General features: G+C 66.2%; 9 protein-coding genes and 3 rRNA genes. 3 read left to right on the top strand and 9 right to left on the bottom strand.

Annotated elements, in window-relative coordinates; translation table 11 throughout:
• Nucleotides 1–16: 16 nt before the first annotated feature.
• Nucleotides 17–748, top strand: a complete 732-nt coding sequence (locus L1857_RS08090) for a DUF4191 domain-containing protein (protein WP_191247866.1) — start codon at nucleotides 17–19, stop codon at nucleotides 746–748.
• Nucleotides 749–799: 51 nt separating this feature from the next.
• Here L1857_RS08090 and L1857_RS08085 read toward each other — a convergent pair whose 3' ends face one another.
• Nucleotides 800–1273 (bottom strand): RDD family protein, encoded by a 474-nt coding sequence (locus L1857_RS08085; protein ID WP_116114554.1) that lies wholly within the window; start codon nucleotides 1271–1273, stop codon nucleotides 800–802.
• A 173-nt stretch (nucleotides 1274–1446) separates the two neighbouring features.
• On the opposite strand from L1857_RS08085, the gene glnA (L1857_RS08080) reads away from it, so the two are divergent.
• Nucleotides 1447–2871, top strand: a complete 1425-nt coding sequence (gene glnA, locus L1857_RS08080) for a type I glutamate--ammonia ligase (RefSeq protein WP_094006741.1) — start codon at nucleotides 1447–1449, stop codon at nucleotides 2869–2871.
• Between the two features lie 85 nt (nucleotides 2872–2956).
• On the opposite strand, the gene L1857_RS08075 is transcribed toward glnA (L1857_RS08080), so the two are convergent.
• The 8 genes from L1857_RS08075 to L1857_RS08040 form a co-directional block, all read right to left on the bottom strand.
• A complete protein-coding gene (locus L1857_RS08075) occupies nucleotides 2957–3382 on the bottom strand; it encodes an acyl-CoA thioesterase (protein WP_116114556.1) in 426 nt (141 codons plus the stop codon).
• A gap of 52 nt (nucleotides 3383–3434) precedes the next feature.
• On the bottom strand, nucleotides 3435–6413 hold the full coding sequence (locus tag L1857_RS08070) for a bifunctional [glutamine synthetase] adenylyltransferase/[glutamine synthetase]-adenylyl-L-tyrosine phosphorylase (protein ID WP_249464768.1): 2979 nt from the start codon (nucleotides 6411–6413) through the stop codon (nucleotides 3435–3437).
• A 39-nt stretch (nucleotides 6414–6452) separates the two neighbouring features.
• Nucleotides 6453–7193, bottom strand: a complete 741-nt coding sequence (locus tag L1857_RS08065; protein WP_116114560.1) for a type 1 glutamine amidotransferase — start codon at nucleotides 7191–7193, stop codon at nucleotides 6453–6455.
• 90 nt (nucleotides 7194–7283) lie between these two features.
• Nucleotides 7284–7400, bottom strand: a 5S ribosomal RNA gene (gene rrf / locus L1857_RS08060).
• Between the two features lie 67 nt (nucleotides 7401–7467).
• Nucleotides 7468–10586 (bottom strand): 23S ribosomal RNA (locus L1857_RS08055).
• Nucleotides 10587–10872: 286 nt separating this feature from the next.
• Nucleotides 10873–12391 (bottom strand): 16S ribosomal RNA (locus tag L1857_RS08050).
• The 16S, 23S and 5S rRNA genes sit together here, the layout of an rRNA operon.
• A 377-nt stretch (nucleotides 12392–12768) precedes the next feature.
• Nucleotides 12769–14112, bottom strand: coding sequence for a type I glutamate--ammonia ligase (gene glnA, locus L1857_RS08045; RefSeq protein ID WP_017987056.1), 1344 nt, complete (start codon nucleotides 14110–14112; stop codon nucleotides 12769–12771).
• A gap of 9 nt (nucleotides 14113–14121) precedes the next feature.
• Entirely contained in the window at nucleotides 14122–15474 is a 1353-nt protein-coding gene (locus L1857_RS08040) for an MFS transporter (RefSeq protein WP_249464767.1), read from the bottom strand.
• Here L1857_RS08040 and L1857_RS08035 point away from each other — a divergent pair.
• Nucleotides 15473–16423, top strand: a complete 951-nt coding sequence (locus L1857_RS08035; RefSeq protein WP_094006785.1) for a GlxA family transcriptional regulator — start codon at nucleotides 15473–15475, stop codon at nucleotides 16421–16423. The genes L1857_RS08040 and L1857_RS08035 overlap by 2 nt on opposite strands.
• Nucleotides 16424–16426 lie beyond the last annotated feature (3 nt).

Genomic DNA, 16426 nt, shown 5'->3' with positions numbered 1-16426 from the left:
CCGTATCCTGGTTCATATGGCGGGAAAGCAGGACAAAGAGGCTGCCAAGCAGGCCAAGCGGGAACGGCGCGCCGCGAGCAAGGCCCGGCGCGGTCAGATCTGGGAAGCGTTCAAGATGCAGCGCCGGGAGGACAAGGCGCTCATCCCGTGGATGCTCGGCGCGTTCCTGGTCGTGGCCGGCGTCTTCGTCGTGGTCGGGCTGCTGCTCGACATGCTGTGGGTCCTGTTGCCGCTGGGCATCGTCCTCGGCGTGCTCGCCGCGGTGATCATCTTCGGCCGTCGGGTGCAGCGCACGGTGTTCGCCAAGGCCGAGGGCCAGCCCGGAGCGGCGGGCTGGGCGCTGGACAACCTGCGCGGACGCTGGAAGGTGACCCAGACGGTGGCCGCGACCACGCAGCTCGACGCCGTGCACCGCGTGCTCGGCGGCCCGGGCGTCGTGCTGGTCGGTGAGGGCGCGCCGCACCGCGTGCGCAACCTGATCACACAGGAGAAGAAGCGCGTGGCCCGCCTGGTCGGTGACACCCCGATCTACGAGGTCGTCGTCGGCAACGAGGAGGGCCAGGTCCCGCTGCGCCGCCTGTCGAGCCACATGATGAAGCTGCCCCGCAACCTCCGCCCGGCGCAGGTCGACGCGCTGGAGGCCAAGCTCGCCGCGCTCGGCAACCGCGGTGGCGCGGCCATGCCGAAGGGCCCGATGCCGCAGGGCGCGAAGATGCGCAGCGTGCAGCGCGTCATCAAGCGCCGCTGACCCGGAACGACAAAAGGCCCCGACCAGTCCGGTCGGGGCCTTTTGTCGTTGTCAGCGCATCCGGATGACCACGGTCCCGGTGAGCCGGTCGAGCCAGCTGCGGCCGTCGGCGTTGCGGATCGCCGCCGGGATGATCAGGAAGGTGAGCGCCGCGCGGACGATCGCCCGCGGCACGCCGACCATCTGGGCGCCGTCCAGGCGCGCGACGCGGATGCCGGTCACGAACATCCCCGGGGTGAACCCGAAGAACGAGACCGGGATGATCGTGATGACCGCCCACACCGCGATCGCCCACAGGTTGTAGGACTGCATCGCGGCGGTGTCCTGCAGGTCGGGGCGCAGGAACAGGGAGGTCAGCAGGGACGCGGCGACCAGGTCGACGACGAGCCCGAGCAGGCGCGCACCGCCCCTGGCGACCGCACCGACCCCCTGCTCGGGAAGCCCGAGCCGTTCCCCTCGCCAGCGCGGAGGCTCCTCTGCGCCGGGCCGAGGTGCGGACAACCACTCACCGGTCCATCTCGCCACCCGACCAGGGTATGCCGGTGGCGTGCACCACGTCCGCCCTGGTCTGCTGGGGGATATCGCCCAGCCCGTTAACCTCCGCGAAACATACGGGTGACGGTCGGGCAACACCGCGCTCTTAGCGTGAGCCGAAGAGAGTACTGCCCCCGGCAATGCGTATGAAGGAGTTACAGAGGGTGTCCACTACTCCAGACGATATCCAGCGTCTCATCGCAGATGAGGACGTGCAGTTCGTTGACGTCAGGTTCTGTGATCTGCCGGGTGTGATGCAGCACTTCACCGTCCCCGCGAAGGCGTTCGACGCGGACGCGTTCGAAGAGGGCCTGGCCTTCGACGGTTCCTCGGTGCGCGGCTTCCAGTCGATCCACGAGTCCGACATGCTGCTGCTGCCCGACCCGGAGACGGCGCGGATCGACCCGTTCCGCAAGGAGAAGACCCTCTCCATCAACTTCTTCGTGCACGACCCGTTCACCCGCGAGGCGTACAGCCGCGACCCGCGCAACATCGCGCGCAAGGCCGAGCAGTACATCGCCGAGTCCGGCGTCGCCGACACCGTGTTCTTCGGCCCCGAGGCCGAGTTCTACGTGTTCGACTCGGTGCGCTTCGACTCGCGCGAGAACGGCTCCTTCCACGAGATCGACTCGGTCGAGGGCTGGTGGAACACCGGTCGCGAGGAAGAGGGCGGCAACCGCGGTTACAAGACCCGCTTCAAGGGCGGCTACTTCCCCGTCCCGCCGGTCGACCACTTCGCCGACCTGCGTGACGAGATCAGCCAGAAGCTGATCAACTCCGGCTTCACGCTCGAGCGCGCGCACCACGAGGTGGGCACCGCCGGCCAGGCCGAGATCAACTACAAGTTCAACACGCTGCTGCACGCCGCGGACGACCTGCAGCTGTTCAAGTACATCGTCAAGAACACCGCGTGGAACGCCGGCAAGACCGCGACCTTCATGCCGAAGCCGCTGTTCGGTGACAACGGTTCGGGCATGCACTGCCACCAGTCGCTGTGGAAGGACGGCCAGCCGCTGTTCTACGACGAGTCCGGTTACGCCGGCTTGTCGGACATGGCGCGCCACTACATCGGCGGCATCCTGGCCCACGCCCCGTCGCTGCTGGCGTTCACCAACCCGACGGTGAACTCCTACCACCGTCTGGTGCCGGGCTTCGAGGCGCCGGTCAGCCTGGTGTACTCGCAGCGCAACCGCTCGGCCTGCGTCCGGATCCCGATCACCGGTTCCAACGCCAAGGCCAAGCGCATCGAGTTCCGCTGCCCGGACTCGTCCGGCAACCCGTACCTGGCGTTCGCCGCGATGATGATGGCCGGTCTGGACGGCATCAAGAACAAGATCGAGCCGCCGGAGCCGATCGACAAGGACCTCTACGAGCTGCCGCCGGAGGAGGCCAAGGACGTCAAGCAGGTCCCGGCCACGCTCGACGAGGTGCTGAACAACCTCGAGGCCGACCACGACTTCCTGACCGAGGGTGGCGTGTTCACCTCCGACGTCATCGAGACGTGGATCTCGCTCAAGCGCGAGACCGAGATCGACCCGCTGCGGCTGCGTCCGCACCCGTACGAGTTCGCGCTGTACTACGACGTGTGATCTCGACCGGGTAGAACACCCCGAGCGCGCCGGCGGCGAGGAGCGGAAAACGCCCTCGCCGTCGGCGTTCTTTATCGGGCCGGCGTTATTCGGCGGTGAGGACCGACATGTCCAGGCCGGCGCGTTCGCAGTGGCCGCGCGGGTCCTCGACCAGCTTGCGGCGCTCCAGGTCCATCAGCCCGAGCGTGCAGGTGATCTCGGCGGACAGGGTGCCGTCGGCCTTGTGGATGTTGTTGATCATCTGGAACGTCTTGCCGGTGCCGAACTTGGCCTCGCAGCCCACGAGCACGGTCTCGCCCGCGCGGATCTCCCTGCGGAAGACGATGTGCGACTCCAGCAGCACCGGCGCCAGGTTCTGCTCGCGCAGCGCCGCGCCCCCGGCCTGCTCGAACGCCTCGGTGCGGGCGACCTCGCCGTAGGAGTGGTAGACCGCGTGGTTGAGGTGGCCGAGCGTGTCCAGCTCGTAGTGCCGGACCTTGATCTCCACCCGGAACGGTTCGCGCGCAGTCACGGCTCCACTGTAAGGCGGTGACGTGCCGCGGCGGGGTGGGACCTTCACCACGTCAGGCTTCGTAGAACAGCCGCTCGACGACCGCGTGGGCCCGCCGGGTGGTGCGGCGGTAGGAGTCGAGGAACTCGCCCGGGTCGTCGTCGGCGCTCTGGCCCAGGACGCGGGCGACCGCGGCCAGGTCCCGGCCCGAGCTCGGCACCTGGTCGACGGCCTTGCCGCGGACCAGCATCGCCGCGTTGCGCACGCGGGTCGCGAGCAGCCACGCCTCGGTGAGCGACGCGGTGTCCTCGGGTTCGGCCAGGCCCGCTTCGGCCAGCGCGGCCAGCGCCCGCGGCGTCGAGGTGGTCCGCAGGTCCGGGACCTCGAACGCGTGCCGCAGCTGGAACAGCTGCACCGTCCACTCGACGTCGGCCAGACCACCGCGGCCCAGCTTGGTGTGCAGCGTCGGGTCGGCTCCGCGCGGCATCCGCTCGGTGTCCACGCGCGCCTTCATGCGCCGCACCTCGCGGGCGCGGGCCGCGTCGAGCCCGCCGTCGGGGTAGCGGATCGGGTCGATCATCTCGATGAACCGCTCCCCCAGCGGCGCGTCGCCGGCGACGAACCGGGCGCGCAGCAGGGCCTGCGTCTCCCAGACCTCGCCCCAGCGCGCGTAGTACGCCCGGTAGGAGTCGAGCGTGCGCACCAGCGGACCGCCGCGCCCCTCCGGCCGCAGATCGGCGTCCACCTGCAGGGGCGGATCGGCGCTCGGGGCGCCGAGCATCTTGCGCACGGTCTCGGCGACCGAGGACGCGTACCGGACGGCGTCGCCGTCGGACACACCTTCGGCCGGCTCGCACACGAAGAGGACGTCGGCGTCCGAGCCGTAGCCCAGTTCGGCACCGCCCAGGCGGCCCATGCCGATGACGGCGATCTTCGCCGCCTCGCCGCCCAGTTCGGCGCAGCGCTTGCGGATCGCGGCGGACAGGGCGCTCTGCAGCACGGCGACCCAGACCGAGGACAGGGCCTCGCACACCTCGCGCACGTCCAGCAGGCCCAGCAGATCGGCCGCGGCCACCCGCAGGATCTCGTGGCGCCGCAACGACCGGGCCGCCGCCACCGCCGCGTTCAGCCCGGGCTGGCGCCGCACGGTGGCGCGCAACGACTTGGCGACCTCGGCCGGCGTGCGGCCGGTCAACCGCGCGGGGTCGCCGAGCAGCTGCAACACCTCGGGGGCGCGCACGAGCAGGTCCGGCACCAGCTTCGACGTGCCCAGCAGCGACGCGAGCCGTTCGACGACCGCGCCCTCGTCGCGCAGCACCCGCAGGTACCACGGGGTTTCCTCGAGGGCCTCGGACACCTTCCGGTACGCCAGCAGGCCGCCGTCCGGGTCCGGGGTGTCGGCGAGCAGGTCGAGCAGGACGGGGAGCAACGCCTTCTGGATCGAGGCCCGGCGCGAGACGCCGGAAGTCAGGGCTCGGATGTGCTGCAGCGCGCCGTCGGGTGCCGCATAGCCCAGAGCCGCCAGCCGTTGCGCGGCCTGCTTCGTGGTGAGACGCAGGTCCTCTGTGGACACGCTGGCGACGGACTGCAGCAGCGGCCGGTAGAACAGCTTCTCGTGCAGCCGGCGGATGCGCTGGTTGTGGCGGCGGAACTCGACGAGGAGGATCTCACCCTCGCCCCGGCCCATTTCGGGGCGGATGCCGATCGCCCGGCCGAGCACGCGCAGCTCGCCCGAGTCGTTGAAGTCCGGGAACAGGTGGGTGCGGCGCAGGCGGCGCAGCTGCAGCCGGTGCTCGACCGTCCGCAGGAACTCGTACGACATCTCCAGCTCGGCGGCGTCGCTGCGGCCGACATACCCGCCCGAGCCGAGCGCCGCGAGCGCCTCGACGGTGGACGGTGAGCGCAGGCTCGGATCGGCGCGGCCGTGGACGAGCTGGAGCAGCTGCACCGCGAACTCGACGTCCCGCAGGCCGCCGCGGCCGAGTTTCAGCTCACGCTCGGCCAGTTCGGAGGGCACGTGGCCCTCGACGCGGCGGCGCATCTGCTGGACGTCGGCGACGAAGTTCTCCCGCTCGGCGGCGGACCACACCATCGAGGTGACCATCTCGGCGTACTGGTTGCCGAGGTCGGCGTCGCCGGCGACCGGGCGGGCCTTGAGGAGGGCCTGGAACTCCCAGGTGCGTGCCCACTTGGCGTAGTAGGCGGTGTGGCCGTCGAGGGTGCGGACGAGGGCGCCCTGCTTGCCTTCCGGGCGGAGGGCCGCGTCGACCTCGAAGCACGCCTTGCCGACGATCCGCATCATCGTGCTCGCCAGCCGGGTGGCGAGCTGCAGGTCACCTTCGCCGACGAAGATGACGTCGACGTCGCTGACGTAGTTGAGTTCGCGGCCGCCGCACTTGCCCATCGCGATGACCGCCAGGCGGGTGTCGCCGAGTCCGCCGGGAGCGTGCTCGGCTTGCGCGATCTCCAGTCCGGTGACGAGCGCGGCTTCGGCGAGGAGCGTGAGCTGCTGGGCGACTTCGGCGTAGCGGGGCCGGTCGAGGCTGCCTTCGACGAGGTGCCCCAGGTCGGTGCCGGCGATCTCGAGGAGCAGGCCGCGGTAGGCGGCGCGCAGGGCGTTCTCGGCCGCCGAGCCCGTACGGATCGTGCCGTTCTCGCGGACGGCGTCCAGCATGGTGTCGGCGTAGCAGTCGGGTTCGGTGCACTTGTCGCCGGCGAGGCGCTGCCACTCGCCGGGGTGGCCGACGAGGAAGTCGCCGAGCGCGCTGGAGGTGCCGAGGACGGCGACGAGCCGGCCGCGGAGGGTACGGTTGTCGCGCAGGGCGGCGTCGAGTTCCCGCCAGCCCTGTTCGTCGGTCTCCCGGATGCGGTCGAGGCTGCGCAGCGCCAGGTCTGGGTCGGCGCTGCGGGAAAGCGCGACGAGGACGTCGAGGGCTTCCGGGGCAGGCCCGGTGTCGGTCCACCACCCGGCCGCGCGGAGGTTCTCCTCAGCCCGGTCGTCGGTGAAGCCGTAGCGCGCAGGGGAGCCGGCCCCTCGTGACTGCTCAGCCATCAGGGTCCACCGTAGCCGTGCCAGGCGGGTCGTTGCTGATCAAGTGAGCGGAAGGGACGCCGGTGGCGCGCCCTCGAGCGCACCTTCAGCCAGCCGGACGAACCTGGTCGCGAACGGCTGCCAGGTCTCGGCGATGTCGGCGTGGTTGCGGTCGAGAGTCTCGGTGTCGAATGCGCTCGGCGGCCTGGTCGCCGCCAGCTGGGGCGCCTCGTCGGCCCAGGCCTGGACGACCTGGGTGGTGGTCTCGATGTGGAACTGGATGCCGTAGGCGCTGCGGTGCAGCCGGAACGCCTGGTTGGGGTATTTGGGAGCGGATGCGAGCAGGACGGCGCCACGGGGCAGTTGGGTGATGACGTCCTCGTGGAAGTGCATGACGTCCTGCATGAGCGGGAGGTCGGCGAAGAGCGGGTCGGTCCAGGCGGCGTCCTTCTTCGCGACGAGGGCCGCGCCGACCTCCGGACCGGACTCGCCGGGCTGGACGCGTCCGCCGGTGGCGACGGCGAGGAGTTGCGCGCCGAGACAGATCGCGAGGGTGGGGACGTTGGTGCGGGCCGCGGTCGCCAGGAGCGCCCGGACGTCGGCGAGCCACGGGTGCTTGGCGTCGTCTTCGGCGTTCATGCCACCACCCAGGCAGACGAGGCCCTGGTACCCGTCCAGGGAGCCGGGCACCGGGTCGTCCGGCAGCCGGCGGACGTCGAGTTCCGCGCCGGCGGCGAGCCAGTCTCCGAGGGGCCCGACCGGGTCGGACGGATCGGGCTGCAGGACCAGAAGACGCGTCATGTTCTTCAGGATAAGGGCACAAAAAGGCCCAGGGGCTCGGGAGAACGTGAAGTTCTCGACCGAGCCCCTGGGCTTTTTGTGTGAAGTTGTGTTCGGCGGTGTCCTACTCTCCCACACCCGCGGGGGTGCAGTACCATCGGCGCTGGCAGGCTTAGCTTCCGGGTTCGGAATGGGACCGGGCGTTTCCCCGCCGCCATGACCACCGAAACTCTGTGAAACAACCACAGGTGTGGTGTGGTGTCTCAGAGTTGCAGAGCGGATGCGTAGCAGCTTCGTGGGCAAGTCCTCGGCCTATTAGTACCAGTCCACTCAAAAACACATTACTGTGCGTCCATGTCTGGCCTATCAACCCAATCGTCTCTTGGGGGCCTTAACCCACAAAGGGGTGGGAGACCTCATCTAGGAACAGGCTTCCCGCTTAGATGCCTTCAGCGGTTATCCCTTCCGAACGTAGCTAACCAGCCATGCCACTGGCGTGACAACTGGCATACCAGAGGTTCGTCCGTCCCGGTCCTCTCGTACTAGGGACAGCCTTCCTCAAGTCTCCTACGCGCGCGGCGGATAGGGACCGAACTGTCTCACGACGTTCTAAACCCAGCTCGCGTGCCGCTTTAATGGGCGAACAGCCCAACCCTTGGGACCTACTCCGGCCCCAGGATGCGACGAGCCGACATCGAGGTGCCAAACCATGCCGTCGATATGGACTCTTGGGCAAGATCAGCCTGTTATCCCCGGGGTACCTTTTATCCGTTGAGCGACATCCCTTCCACCAGGAGATGCCGGATCACTAGTCCCTGCTTTCGCACCTGCTCGACCCGTCAGTCTCACAGTCAAGCTCCCTTGTGCACTTACACTCAACACCTGATTGCCAACCAGGCTGAGGGAACCTTTGGGCGCCTCCGTTACCTTTTAGGAGGCAACCGCCCCAGTTAAACTACCCACCAGGCACTGTCCCTGAACCCGATCAGGGCCCTAGGTTAGATTCCCAATCCGACCAGAGTGGTATTTCAACAACGACTCCACCACCACTAGCGTGACAGCTTCACAGTCTCCCACCTATCCTACACAAGCCGAACCGAAAACCAATACCAAGCTATAGTAAAGGTCCCGGGGTCTTTCCGTCCTGCCGCGCGTAACGAGCATCTTTACTCGTAGTGCAATTTCACCGGGCCTGTGGTTGAGACAGCCGGAAAGTCGTTACGCCATTCGTGCAGGTCGGAACTTACCCGACAAGGAATTTCGCTACCTTAGGATGGTTATAGTTACCACCGCCGTTTACTGGCGCTTAAATTCTCAGCTTCGCCCCCCGAAGAGAGCTAACCGGTCCTCTTAACGTTCCAGCACCGGGCAGGCGTCAGTCCATATACCTCGTCTTACGACTTCGCATGGACCTGTGTTTTTAGTAAACAGTCGCTTTCCGCTGGTCTCTGCGGCCAACTCACCCTAGCCCGCACGGGGCTTCAAGTGCTTTGGCCCCCCTTCTCCCGAAGTTACGGGGGCATTTTGCCGAGTTCCTTAACCACAGTTCACCCGACCGCCTTAGTATTCTCTACCTGACCACCTGTGTCGGTTTGGGGTACGGGCCGCACATGTTCTCGCTAGAGGCTTTTCTCGGCAGCAGAGGATCACCCTACTTCGCCTCAACGGCTACGCATCACGTCTCACCCTCAACGGGACACGGATTTACCTATGTCCCAGGCTACACGCTTACACCAGTACAACCACTCACTGGCGGAGCTACCTTCCTGCGTCACCCCATCGCTTGACTACTACACACTCAGGCCCCACGCTCACCGATCTCAACCCGAAGGTCTCCACCGGCTCGGGTGGTTAGTATCATGCGCCTCATCATGGGCGAACATACGCGGGTACGGGAATATCAACCCGTTGTCCATCGACTACGCCTGTCGGCCTCGCCTTAGGTCCCGACTTACCCTGGGCAGATTAACTTGACCCAGGAACCCTTGGTCATCCGGCGGCAGAGTTTCTCACTCTGCATTCGCTACTCATGCCTGCATTCTCACTCCCACACCCTCCACGACTGAGTTCCCTCGCCGCTTCCCTGGATGCAGGACGCTCCCCTACCCAACAACACCACTGCACAACACTCCCAAAGAGCATTGCGGATGTATATGTGTCATTGACACGGCTTCGGCGGTGTACTTCAGCCCCGCTACATTATCGGCGCAGGACCACTTGACCAGTGAGCTATTACGCACTCTTTCAAGGATGGCTGCTTCTAAGCCAACCTCCTGGTTGTCTCGGCGACCCCACATCCTTTCCCACTAAGCACACACTTAGGGGCCTTAGCCGGTGTTCTGGGCTGTTTCCCTCTCGACGACGAAGCTTATCCCCCGCCGTCTCACTGCCGCACTCTCACGTGATGGTATTCGGAGTTTGGTTGACTTCGGTAACCCGGTAAGGCCCCTAGGCCATCCAGTAGCTCTACCCCCACCACGAAACATGCGACGCTGCACCTAAATGCATTTCGGGGAGAACCAGCTATCACGGAGTTTGATTGGCCTTTCACCCCTACCCACAACTCATCCCCCAGGTTTTCAACCCTGGTGGGTTCGGCCCTCCACGAGGTCTTACCCTCGCTTCAGCCTGGCCATGGGTAGATCACTCCGCTTCGGGTCTAGACCACGCGACTCACACGCCCTCTTCAGACTCGCTTTCGCTACGGCTACCCCACACGGGTTAACCTCGCCACGCAGCACTAACTCGCAGGCTCATTCTTCAAAAGGCACGCCATCACAATCAAACGATCGCTCTGACGGCTTGTAGGCACACGGTTTCAGGTACTCTTTCACTCCCCTCCCGGGGTACTTTTCATCTTTCCCTCACGGTACTCGTCCGCTATCGGTCACCAGGAAGTATTTAGGCTTACCGAGTGGTCCCGGCAGATTCACAGCAAATTCCACGAGCTCGCTGCTACTCGGGAACACCACCACACCACACCAACACAGCTTTCGCGTACGGGACTCTCACCCACTCCGGTCCACCATCCCAGGCGGTTCCACTAACTGCGCGGCATCGTGCCAGGAGTGTCAGCTCCTGGAAGGCAGGTCCCACAACCCCGCACACACAACCCCTGACAGGTATCACATGCGCACGGTTTAGCCTCCTCCGCTTTCGCTCGCCACTACTCACGGAATCACTAGTGTTTTCTCTTCCTACGGGTACTGAGATGTTTCACTTCCCCGCGTTCCCTCCACGCACCCTATATATTCAGGTACGGGTAACACCTCATAACAGGTGCTGGGTTTCCCCATTCGGACACCCTCGGATCACAGCTCGGTTGACAGCTCCCCGAGGCTTATCGCAGCCTCCCACGTCCTTCATCGGCTCCTGATGCCAAGACATCCACCATGTGCCCTTAACAACTTGACCACAAAGATGCTCGCATCCACTCTGCAATTCTCAAACACCACACCCAGAAACAACACACCGTGTTGCCTCAGGACCCAACAGCGTAAAGATGAACACCCACCACCCGGCCCCTCCGATGCCCGTTCCACACCAACCGAAGCCGGCAGTACTAGACACATCCTCGAAGCAGGTGATGAGCATCAGCCAGTCGTCCACAATTCCTTGAGCAACCAGACAGTGCCACAGTCGGACACTGAGCCTGGCCACTCCACTCACCATCGGCGAGTGGATGTGTTGTGCTCCTTAGAAAGGAGGTGATCCAGCCGCACCTTCCGGTACGGCTACCTTGTTACGACTTCGTCCCAATCGCCAGTCCCACCTTCGACCACTCCCTCCCTTACGGGTTGGGCCATGGGCTTCGGGTGTTACCGACTTTCATGACGTGACGGGCGGTGTGTACAAGGCCCGGGAACGTATTCACCGCAGCGTTGCTGATCTGCGATTACTAGCGACTCCGACTTCACGCAGTCGAGTTGCAGACTGCGATCCGAACTGAGACCGGCTTTAAGGGATTCGCTCCACCTCACGGTATCGCAGCCCTCTGTACCAGCCATTGTAGCATGTGTGAAGCCCTGGACATAAGGGGCATGATGACTTGACGTCATCCCCACCTTCCTCCGAGTTGACCCCGGCAGTCTCCCGCGAGTCCCCGCCATTACGCGCTGGCAACACAGGACAAGGGTTGCGCTCGTTGCGGGACTTAACCCAACATCTCACGACACGAGCTGACGACAGCCATGCACCACCTGCACACCGGCCACAAGGGGGCCGACATCTCTGCCGGTTTCCAGTGCATGTCAAGCCCAGGTAAGGTTCTTCGCGTTGCATCGAATTAATCCACATGCTCCGCCGCTTGTGCGGGCCCCCGTCAATTCCTTTGAGTTTTAGCCTTGCGGCCGTACTCCCCAGGCGGGGCGCTTAATGCGTTAGCTACGGCACGGACAACGTGGAAGTCACCCACACCTAGCGCCCAACGTTTACAGCGTGGACTACCAGGGTATCTAATCCTGTTCGCTCCCCACGCTTTCGCTCCTCAGCGTCAGTATCGGCCCAGAGACCCGCCTTCGCCACCGGTGTTCCTCCTGATATCTGCGCATTTCACCGCTACACCAGGAATTCCAGTCTCCCCTACCGAACTCAAGCCTGCCCGTATCCACTGCAGGTCCGGAGTTAAGCCCCGGATTTTCACAGCAGACGCGACAAGCCGCCTACGAGCTCTTTACGCCCAATAATTCCGGACAACGCTTGCACCCTACGTATTACCGCGGCTGCTGGCACGTAGTTAGCCGGTGCTTCTTCTCCAGGTACCGTCACTTACGCTTCGTCCCTGGCGAAAGAGGTTTACAACCCGAAGGCCGTCATCCCTCACGCGGCGTCGCTGCATCAGGCTTCCGCCCATTGTGCAATATTCCCCACTGCTGCCTCCCGTAGGAGTCTGGGCCGTGTCTCAGTCCCAGTGTGGCCGGTCACCCTCTCAGGCCGGCTACCCGTCGTCGCCTTGGTAGGCCATCACCCCACCAACAAGCTGATAGGCCGCGGGCCCATCCCGTACCGCCGAAACTTTCCACCCCACACCATGCGGTGTGGAGTCATATTCGGTATTAGACCCCGTTTCCAGGGCTTATCCCAAAGTACAGGGCAGGTTACCCACGTGTTACTCACCCGTTCGCCACTCATCCACACCCGAAGATGCTTCAGCGTTCGACTTGCATGTGTTAAGCACGCCGCCAGCGTTCGTCCTGAGCCAGGATCAAACTCTCCAACAATGCTAGAAAATCGATCCGGCTATGATTCATAGCCTCAAAGGAACCCACAAAGGGTTCTAGCTAATCAACTGGCTTTAGCTCATCAATACACTGTTGAGTTCTCAAACAACACGAAGCTGCTGCTTCTGCAAAGCTTTTCTGGTTGTCGCGGAGGGCGTCAGCAACCCTACTGGTTTAGTAGTAGTGGTTGGCGACCCACCCGCGGGCCGACCAAGAACTTTACCCGGTTCGGTTCGCGGTGTCAACACCGCCCGACCCTGGCCCGTCCGCCGGGGCTTTCCGGCCCCGTCGTCCCGGTCTCCCTGGCGACGAAGAGAAGATTACATGCCCCGGAACCCCCCTGAAACAGGGGGGTCCCTTAAGGCGATTTCCCCTGGTCAGAGCACAGGTAGCAGGGTCTTGAGCTCGTACGGGGTCACCGACCGGCGGTAGGCGTCCCACTCCGCGCGCTTGTTCCGGAGGAAGAAGTCGTAGACGTGCTCGCCGAGCGCGTCGGGGAGCAGCTCGGACTTCTCCATCTCGGCCAGCGCCTCGCCGAGGTTCTGCGGCAGCTGGTCGTACCCGGCCGCGCGGCGCTCGGCGTCGCTCATCGACCAGATGTTGTCCTCGGCCGCCGGCGGCAGCTCGTACCCCTTCTCGATCCCCTTCAGCCCGGCGGCGATCACGACCGAGTACGCCAGGTAGGGGTTGCAGGCCGAGTCGATCGTGCGGATCTCGACCCGCCGCGACGACGCCTTGCCCGGCGAGTAGTTCGGCACCCGCACCAGCGCGGACCGGTTCGCCCGGCCCCACGACACCGTGGTCGGCGCCTCTCCCCCGCTGATCAGCCGCTTGTACGAGTTCACCCACTGGTTGGTCACCGCGGAGATCTCCCGCGCGTGGTGCAACAGGCCGGCCACGAACGCCTTGCCCGTCTCGGACAACTCGTACGGGTCTTCGGGGTTGTGGAACGCGTTGCGGTCACCCTCGAACAACGACACGTGCGTGTGCATGCCCGAACCGGGCTGCTCGGTGAACGGCTTGGGCATGAACGTCGCGCGCACCCCCTGGGTCAGCGCGACCTCCTTCACCACGTACCGGAACGTCATGACGTTGTCGGCCATGGTCAGCGCGTCCGCGTAGCGCAGGTCGATCTCCTGCTGCCCGGGCGCGCCCTCGTGGTGGCTGAACTCGACCGAGATACCCATCGCCTCCAGCGCCTCGATGGCGTGGCGGCGGAAGTGCGTCGCGGTGGCGTGGCTGGCCTGGTCGAAGTACCCGCCGTTGTCCGCCGGCTCGGGCTCGCTGCCGTCCGAGGGCAGCGACGAGAGCAGGAAGAACTCGATCTCCGGGTGCACGTAGCAGGTGAACCCGGCCTCGCCGGCCTTGGACAGCTGACGCCGCAGCACGTGCCGCGGGTCGGCCCAGGACGGCGACCCGTCGGGCATCGCGATGTCGCAGAACATCCGCGCCGAGTAGTGCCCGCCCTCCGGGGTCTCCCAGGGCAGCACCTGGAACGTCGACGGGTCGGGCTTCGCGACCATGTCCGATTCGTAGACGCGCGCGAAGCCTTCGATGGCCGACCCGTCGAACCCGATCCCGTCGCTGAAGGCGCCCTCGAGCTCGGCCGGGGCGACCGCCACCGACTTCAGGAAACCGAGGACGTCGGTGAACCACAGACGAACGAATCGGATGTCACGTTCTTCCAGCGTGCGCAGCACGAACTCCTGCTGGCGATCCATGGCCGCACCCTACGCATGGTGTGTTAACGGCGTGTTTCGTGGTTCCCGTGTTGCCCTGACGGAGGGAATGAGCAGCGACATCACCGTGGCCAGTGCGCACAGCCCGCCCGAGATGTACCACGCGAGGTCGTAGCTTCCGGCGTGGTCGTGGATGAGCCCGGCGCCCGTCGCGGCGATCGCGGCGCCGACCTGGTGGGAGGCGAACACCCAGCCGAACACGATCGGACCGCTCAGGCCGAACTGCTCGCGCGCCAGCGCCACCGTCGGCGGCACCGTGGCCACCCAGTCCAGGCCGTAGAAGATGATGAACGCCCACATCGGCGGTTCGGTGGTGGGGGCGAACAGGTGCGGCAGCACGATGAGCGACGCGCCGCGCAGGAAGTAGTACACGCCGAGCAGGATCCGCGGGTTGACGCGGTCGGTGAGCCAGCCGGAGGCGATCGTGCCGACCACGTCGAAGACGCCGACCAGCGCGAGCAGCGAGGCCGCGGTGGTCGGCGGCATCCCGTGCTCGTGCGCCGCGGGCACGAAGTGGGTCTGGATCAGGCCGTTGGTGGACGCCCCGCAGATCGCGAACCCGCCGGCGAGCAGCCAGAAGGTGCGCGTCTTCGCGGCCTGTCCCAGCACCTGCAGCGCGCGCCGGGCCGCTCCCGTCGACGGCGGCAGCTCCTCGGCCTCGGTCGCGCCGTACGCGGTCAGGCCGATCTCGCTCGGGTGGTCGCGCAGGAAGATCAGGATGATCGGGACGACCGCCAGCGCGGCGAAGGAGACCACCAGGGACGCGGTGCGCCAGCCGTCGTTCGTGGCGATCGCGGCGAGCAGGGGCAGGAACACCAGCTGCCCGGCCGCGCCAGCCGCGGTCAGGATGCCGCTGACCAGCCCGCGGTGGCGGACGAACCAGCGCGAGGTCACGGTCGCGACGAACGCCAGCGCCATCGACCCGGTGCCCAGCCCGACCAGCACGCCCCAGCACAGGAGCAGCTGCCAGCTCGCGGTCATGAACACCGTCAGCCCGCTGCCCGCGGCGACCAGGACCAGCGCGCCGGTCACCACCTTGCGCATGCCGAGCCGCTCCATCAGCGCCGCGGCGAACGGCGCGGTCAGGCCGTAGAGCATCAGGTTGATCGACACGGCGGCCGAGATGGTGGCCGTCGACCAGCCGAACTCCTCGTGCAGCGGGTCGATCAGCACACCGGGGGTGGCGCGGAAGCCGGCCGCGCCGACCAGCGCGACGAAGGCCGCGAAGGCGACGAACCAGGCCGGGTGGATGCGCGACTTCGTTCTTGTCACCGGCACAGCCTCGCCGATCTGGATCACTCGGTCGAGTGGCCGGAGCGCCAATATGTGCAAGAATCCGGCCATGCACCGGGTGGTGGTCCTCGCGGTATCCGAGGTGGTCGGGTACGACCTGAACATCGCGCCGCTCGTCTTCGGCACCGCGCGCCAGGACGGCGAACAGCTCTACGACGTGCGGGTTTGCGGGGTCGACGACCGGCCGGTGCGGGTCAGCCACGGCTACGACGCGCACCTCGGCCACGGTCCGGAGGCCCTCGACGACGCCGACACCGTCATCATCCCCGGCACCCGCGTGCACGGGCCGCGTCAGGAGGGCGTCCTGCCGCCCGAACTGGCCGCGGCGCTGGCCCGGATCCCGTCGTCGGCGCGGCTGGTCTCGATCTGCACCGGCGCGTTCGTGCTGGGCGCCGCCGGCCTGCTCGACGGGCGCCGCGCGACCACGCACTGGGCGCACGCGGCCCGCTTCCGGCACCTCTACCCGCGGGTCGACCTGGACGAGAACGTGTTGTTCGTGGACGACGGCGACATCCTGACCTCGGCCGGGCTCGCCGCCGGGCTGGACCTGTGCCTGCACCTCGTGCGGTCCGACCACGGCAGCGCGGTCGCCAACCACGTCGCCCGGTACTGCGTGGTGGCGCCCTGGCGGGACGGCGGGCAGTCGCAGTTCATCGAGCAACCGCTGCCCGGCGGCGACGGCAGCACCGCCGCGACGCGCGCGTGGGCACTGGAACGGCTCAGCGAACCGCTCGACCTGGCTGCGCTCGCGAAGCACGCGGGCATGAGCGTGCGCACCTTCAGCCGCCGCTTCCGCGCCGAGACCGGGCAGTCGCCGCGGGTCTGGCTGAACCAGCAGCGCGTGCTGCACGCCCGTCACCTGCTCGAGACCACCGACCTGCCCGTCGAGCGGGTCGCGGCCGAGTCCGGGCTGGGCACCGCGGCTTCGCTGCGGCAGCACCTCAACGCGGCGATCGGCGTCGCACCGCTGGCATACCGCCGCACCTTCGCCCGCCGCTGATCG

Origin of the sequence: Amycolatopsis thermalba (genome assembly GCF_023376025.1) — a bacterium.
Taxonomy (GTDB): domain Bacteria; phylum Actinomycetota; class Actinomycetes; order Mycobacteriales; family Pseudonocardiaceae; genus Amycolatopsis_E; species Amycolatopsis_E thermalba.
Note: the sequence above shows the minus strand (reverse complement) of the source record. Positions and strands in the feature narration are given on the sequence as shown.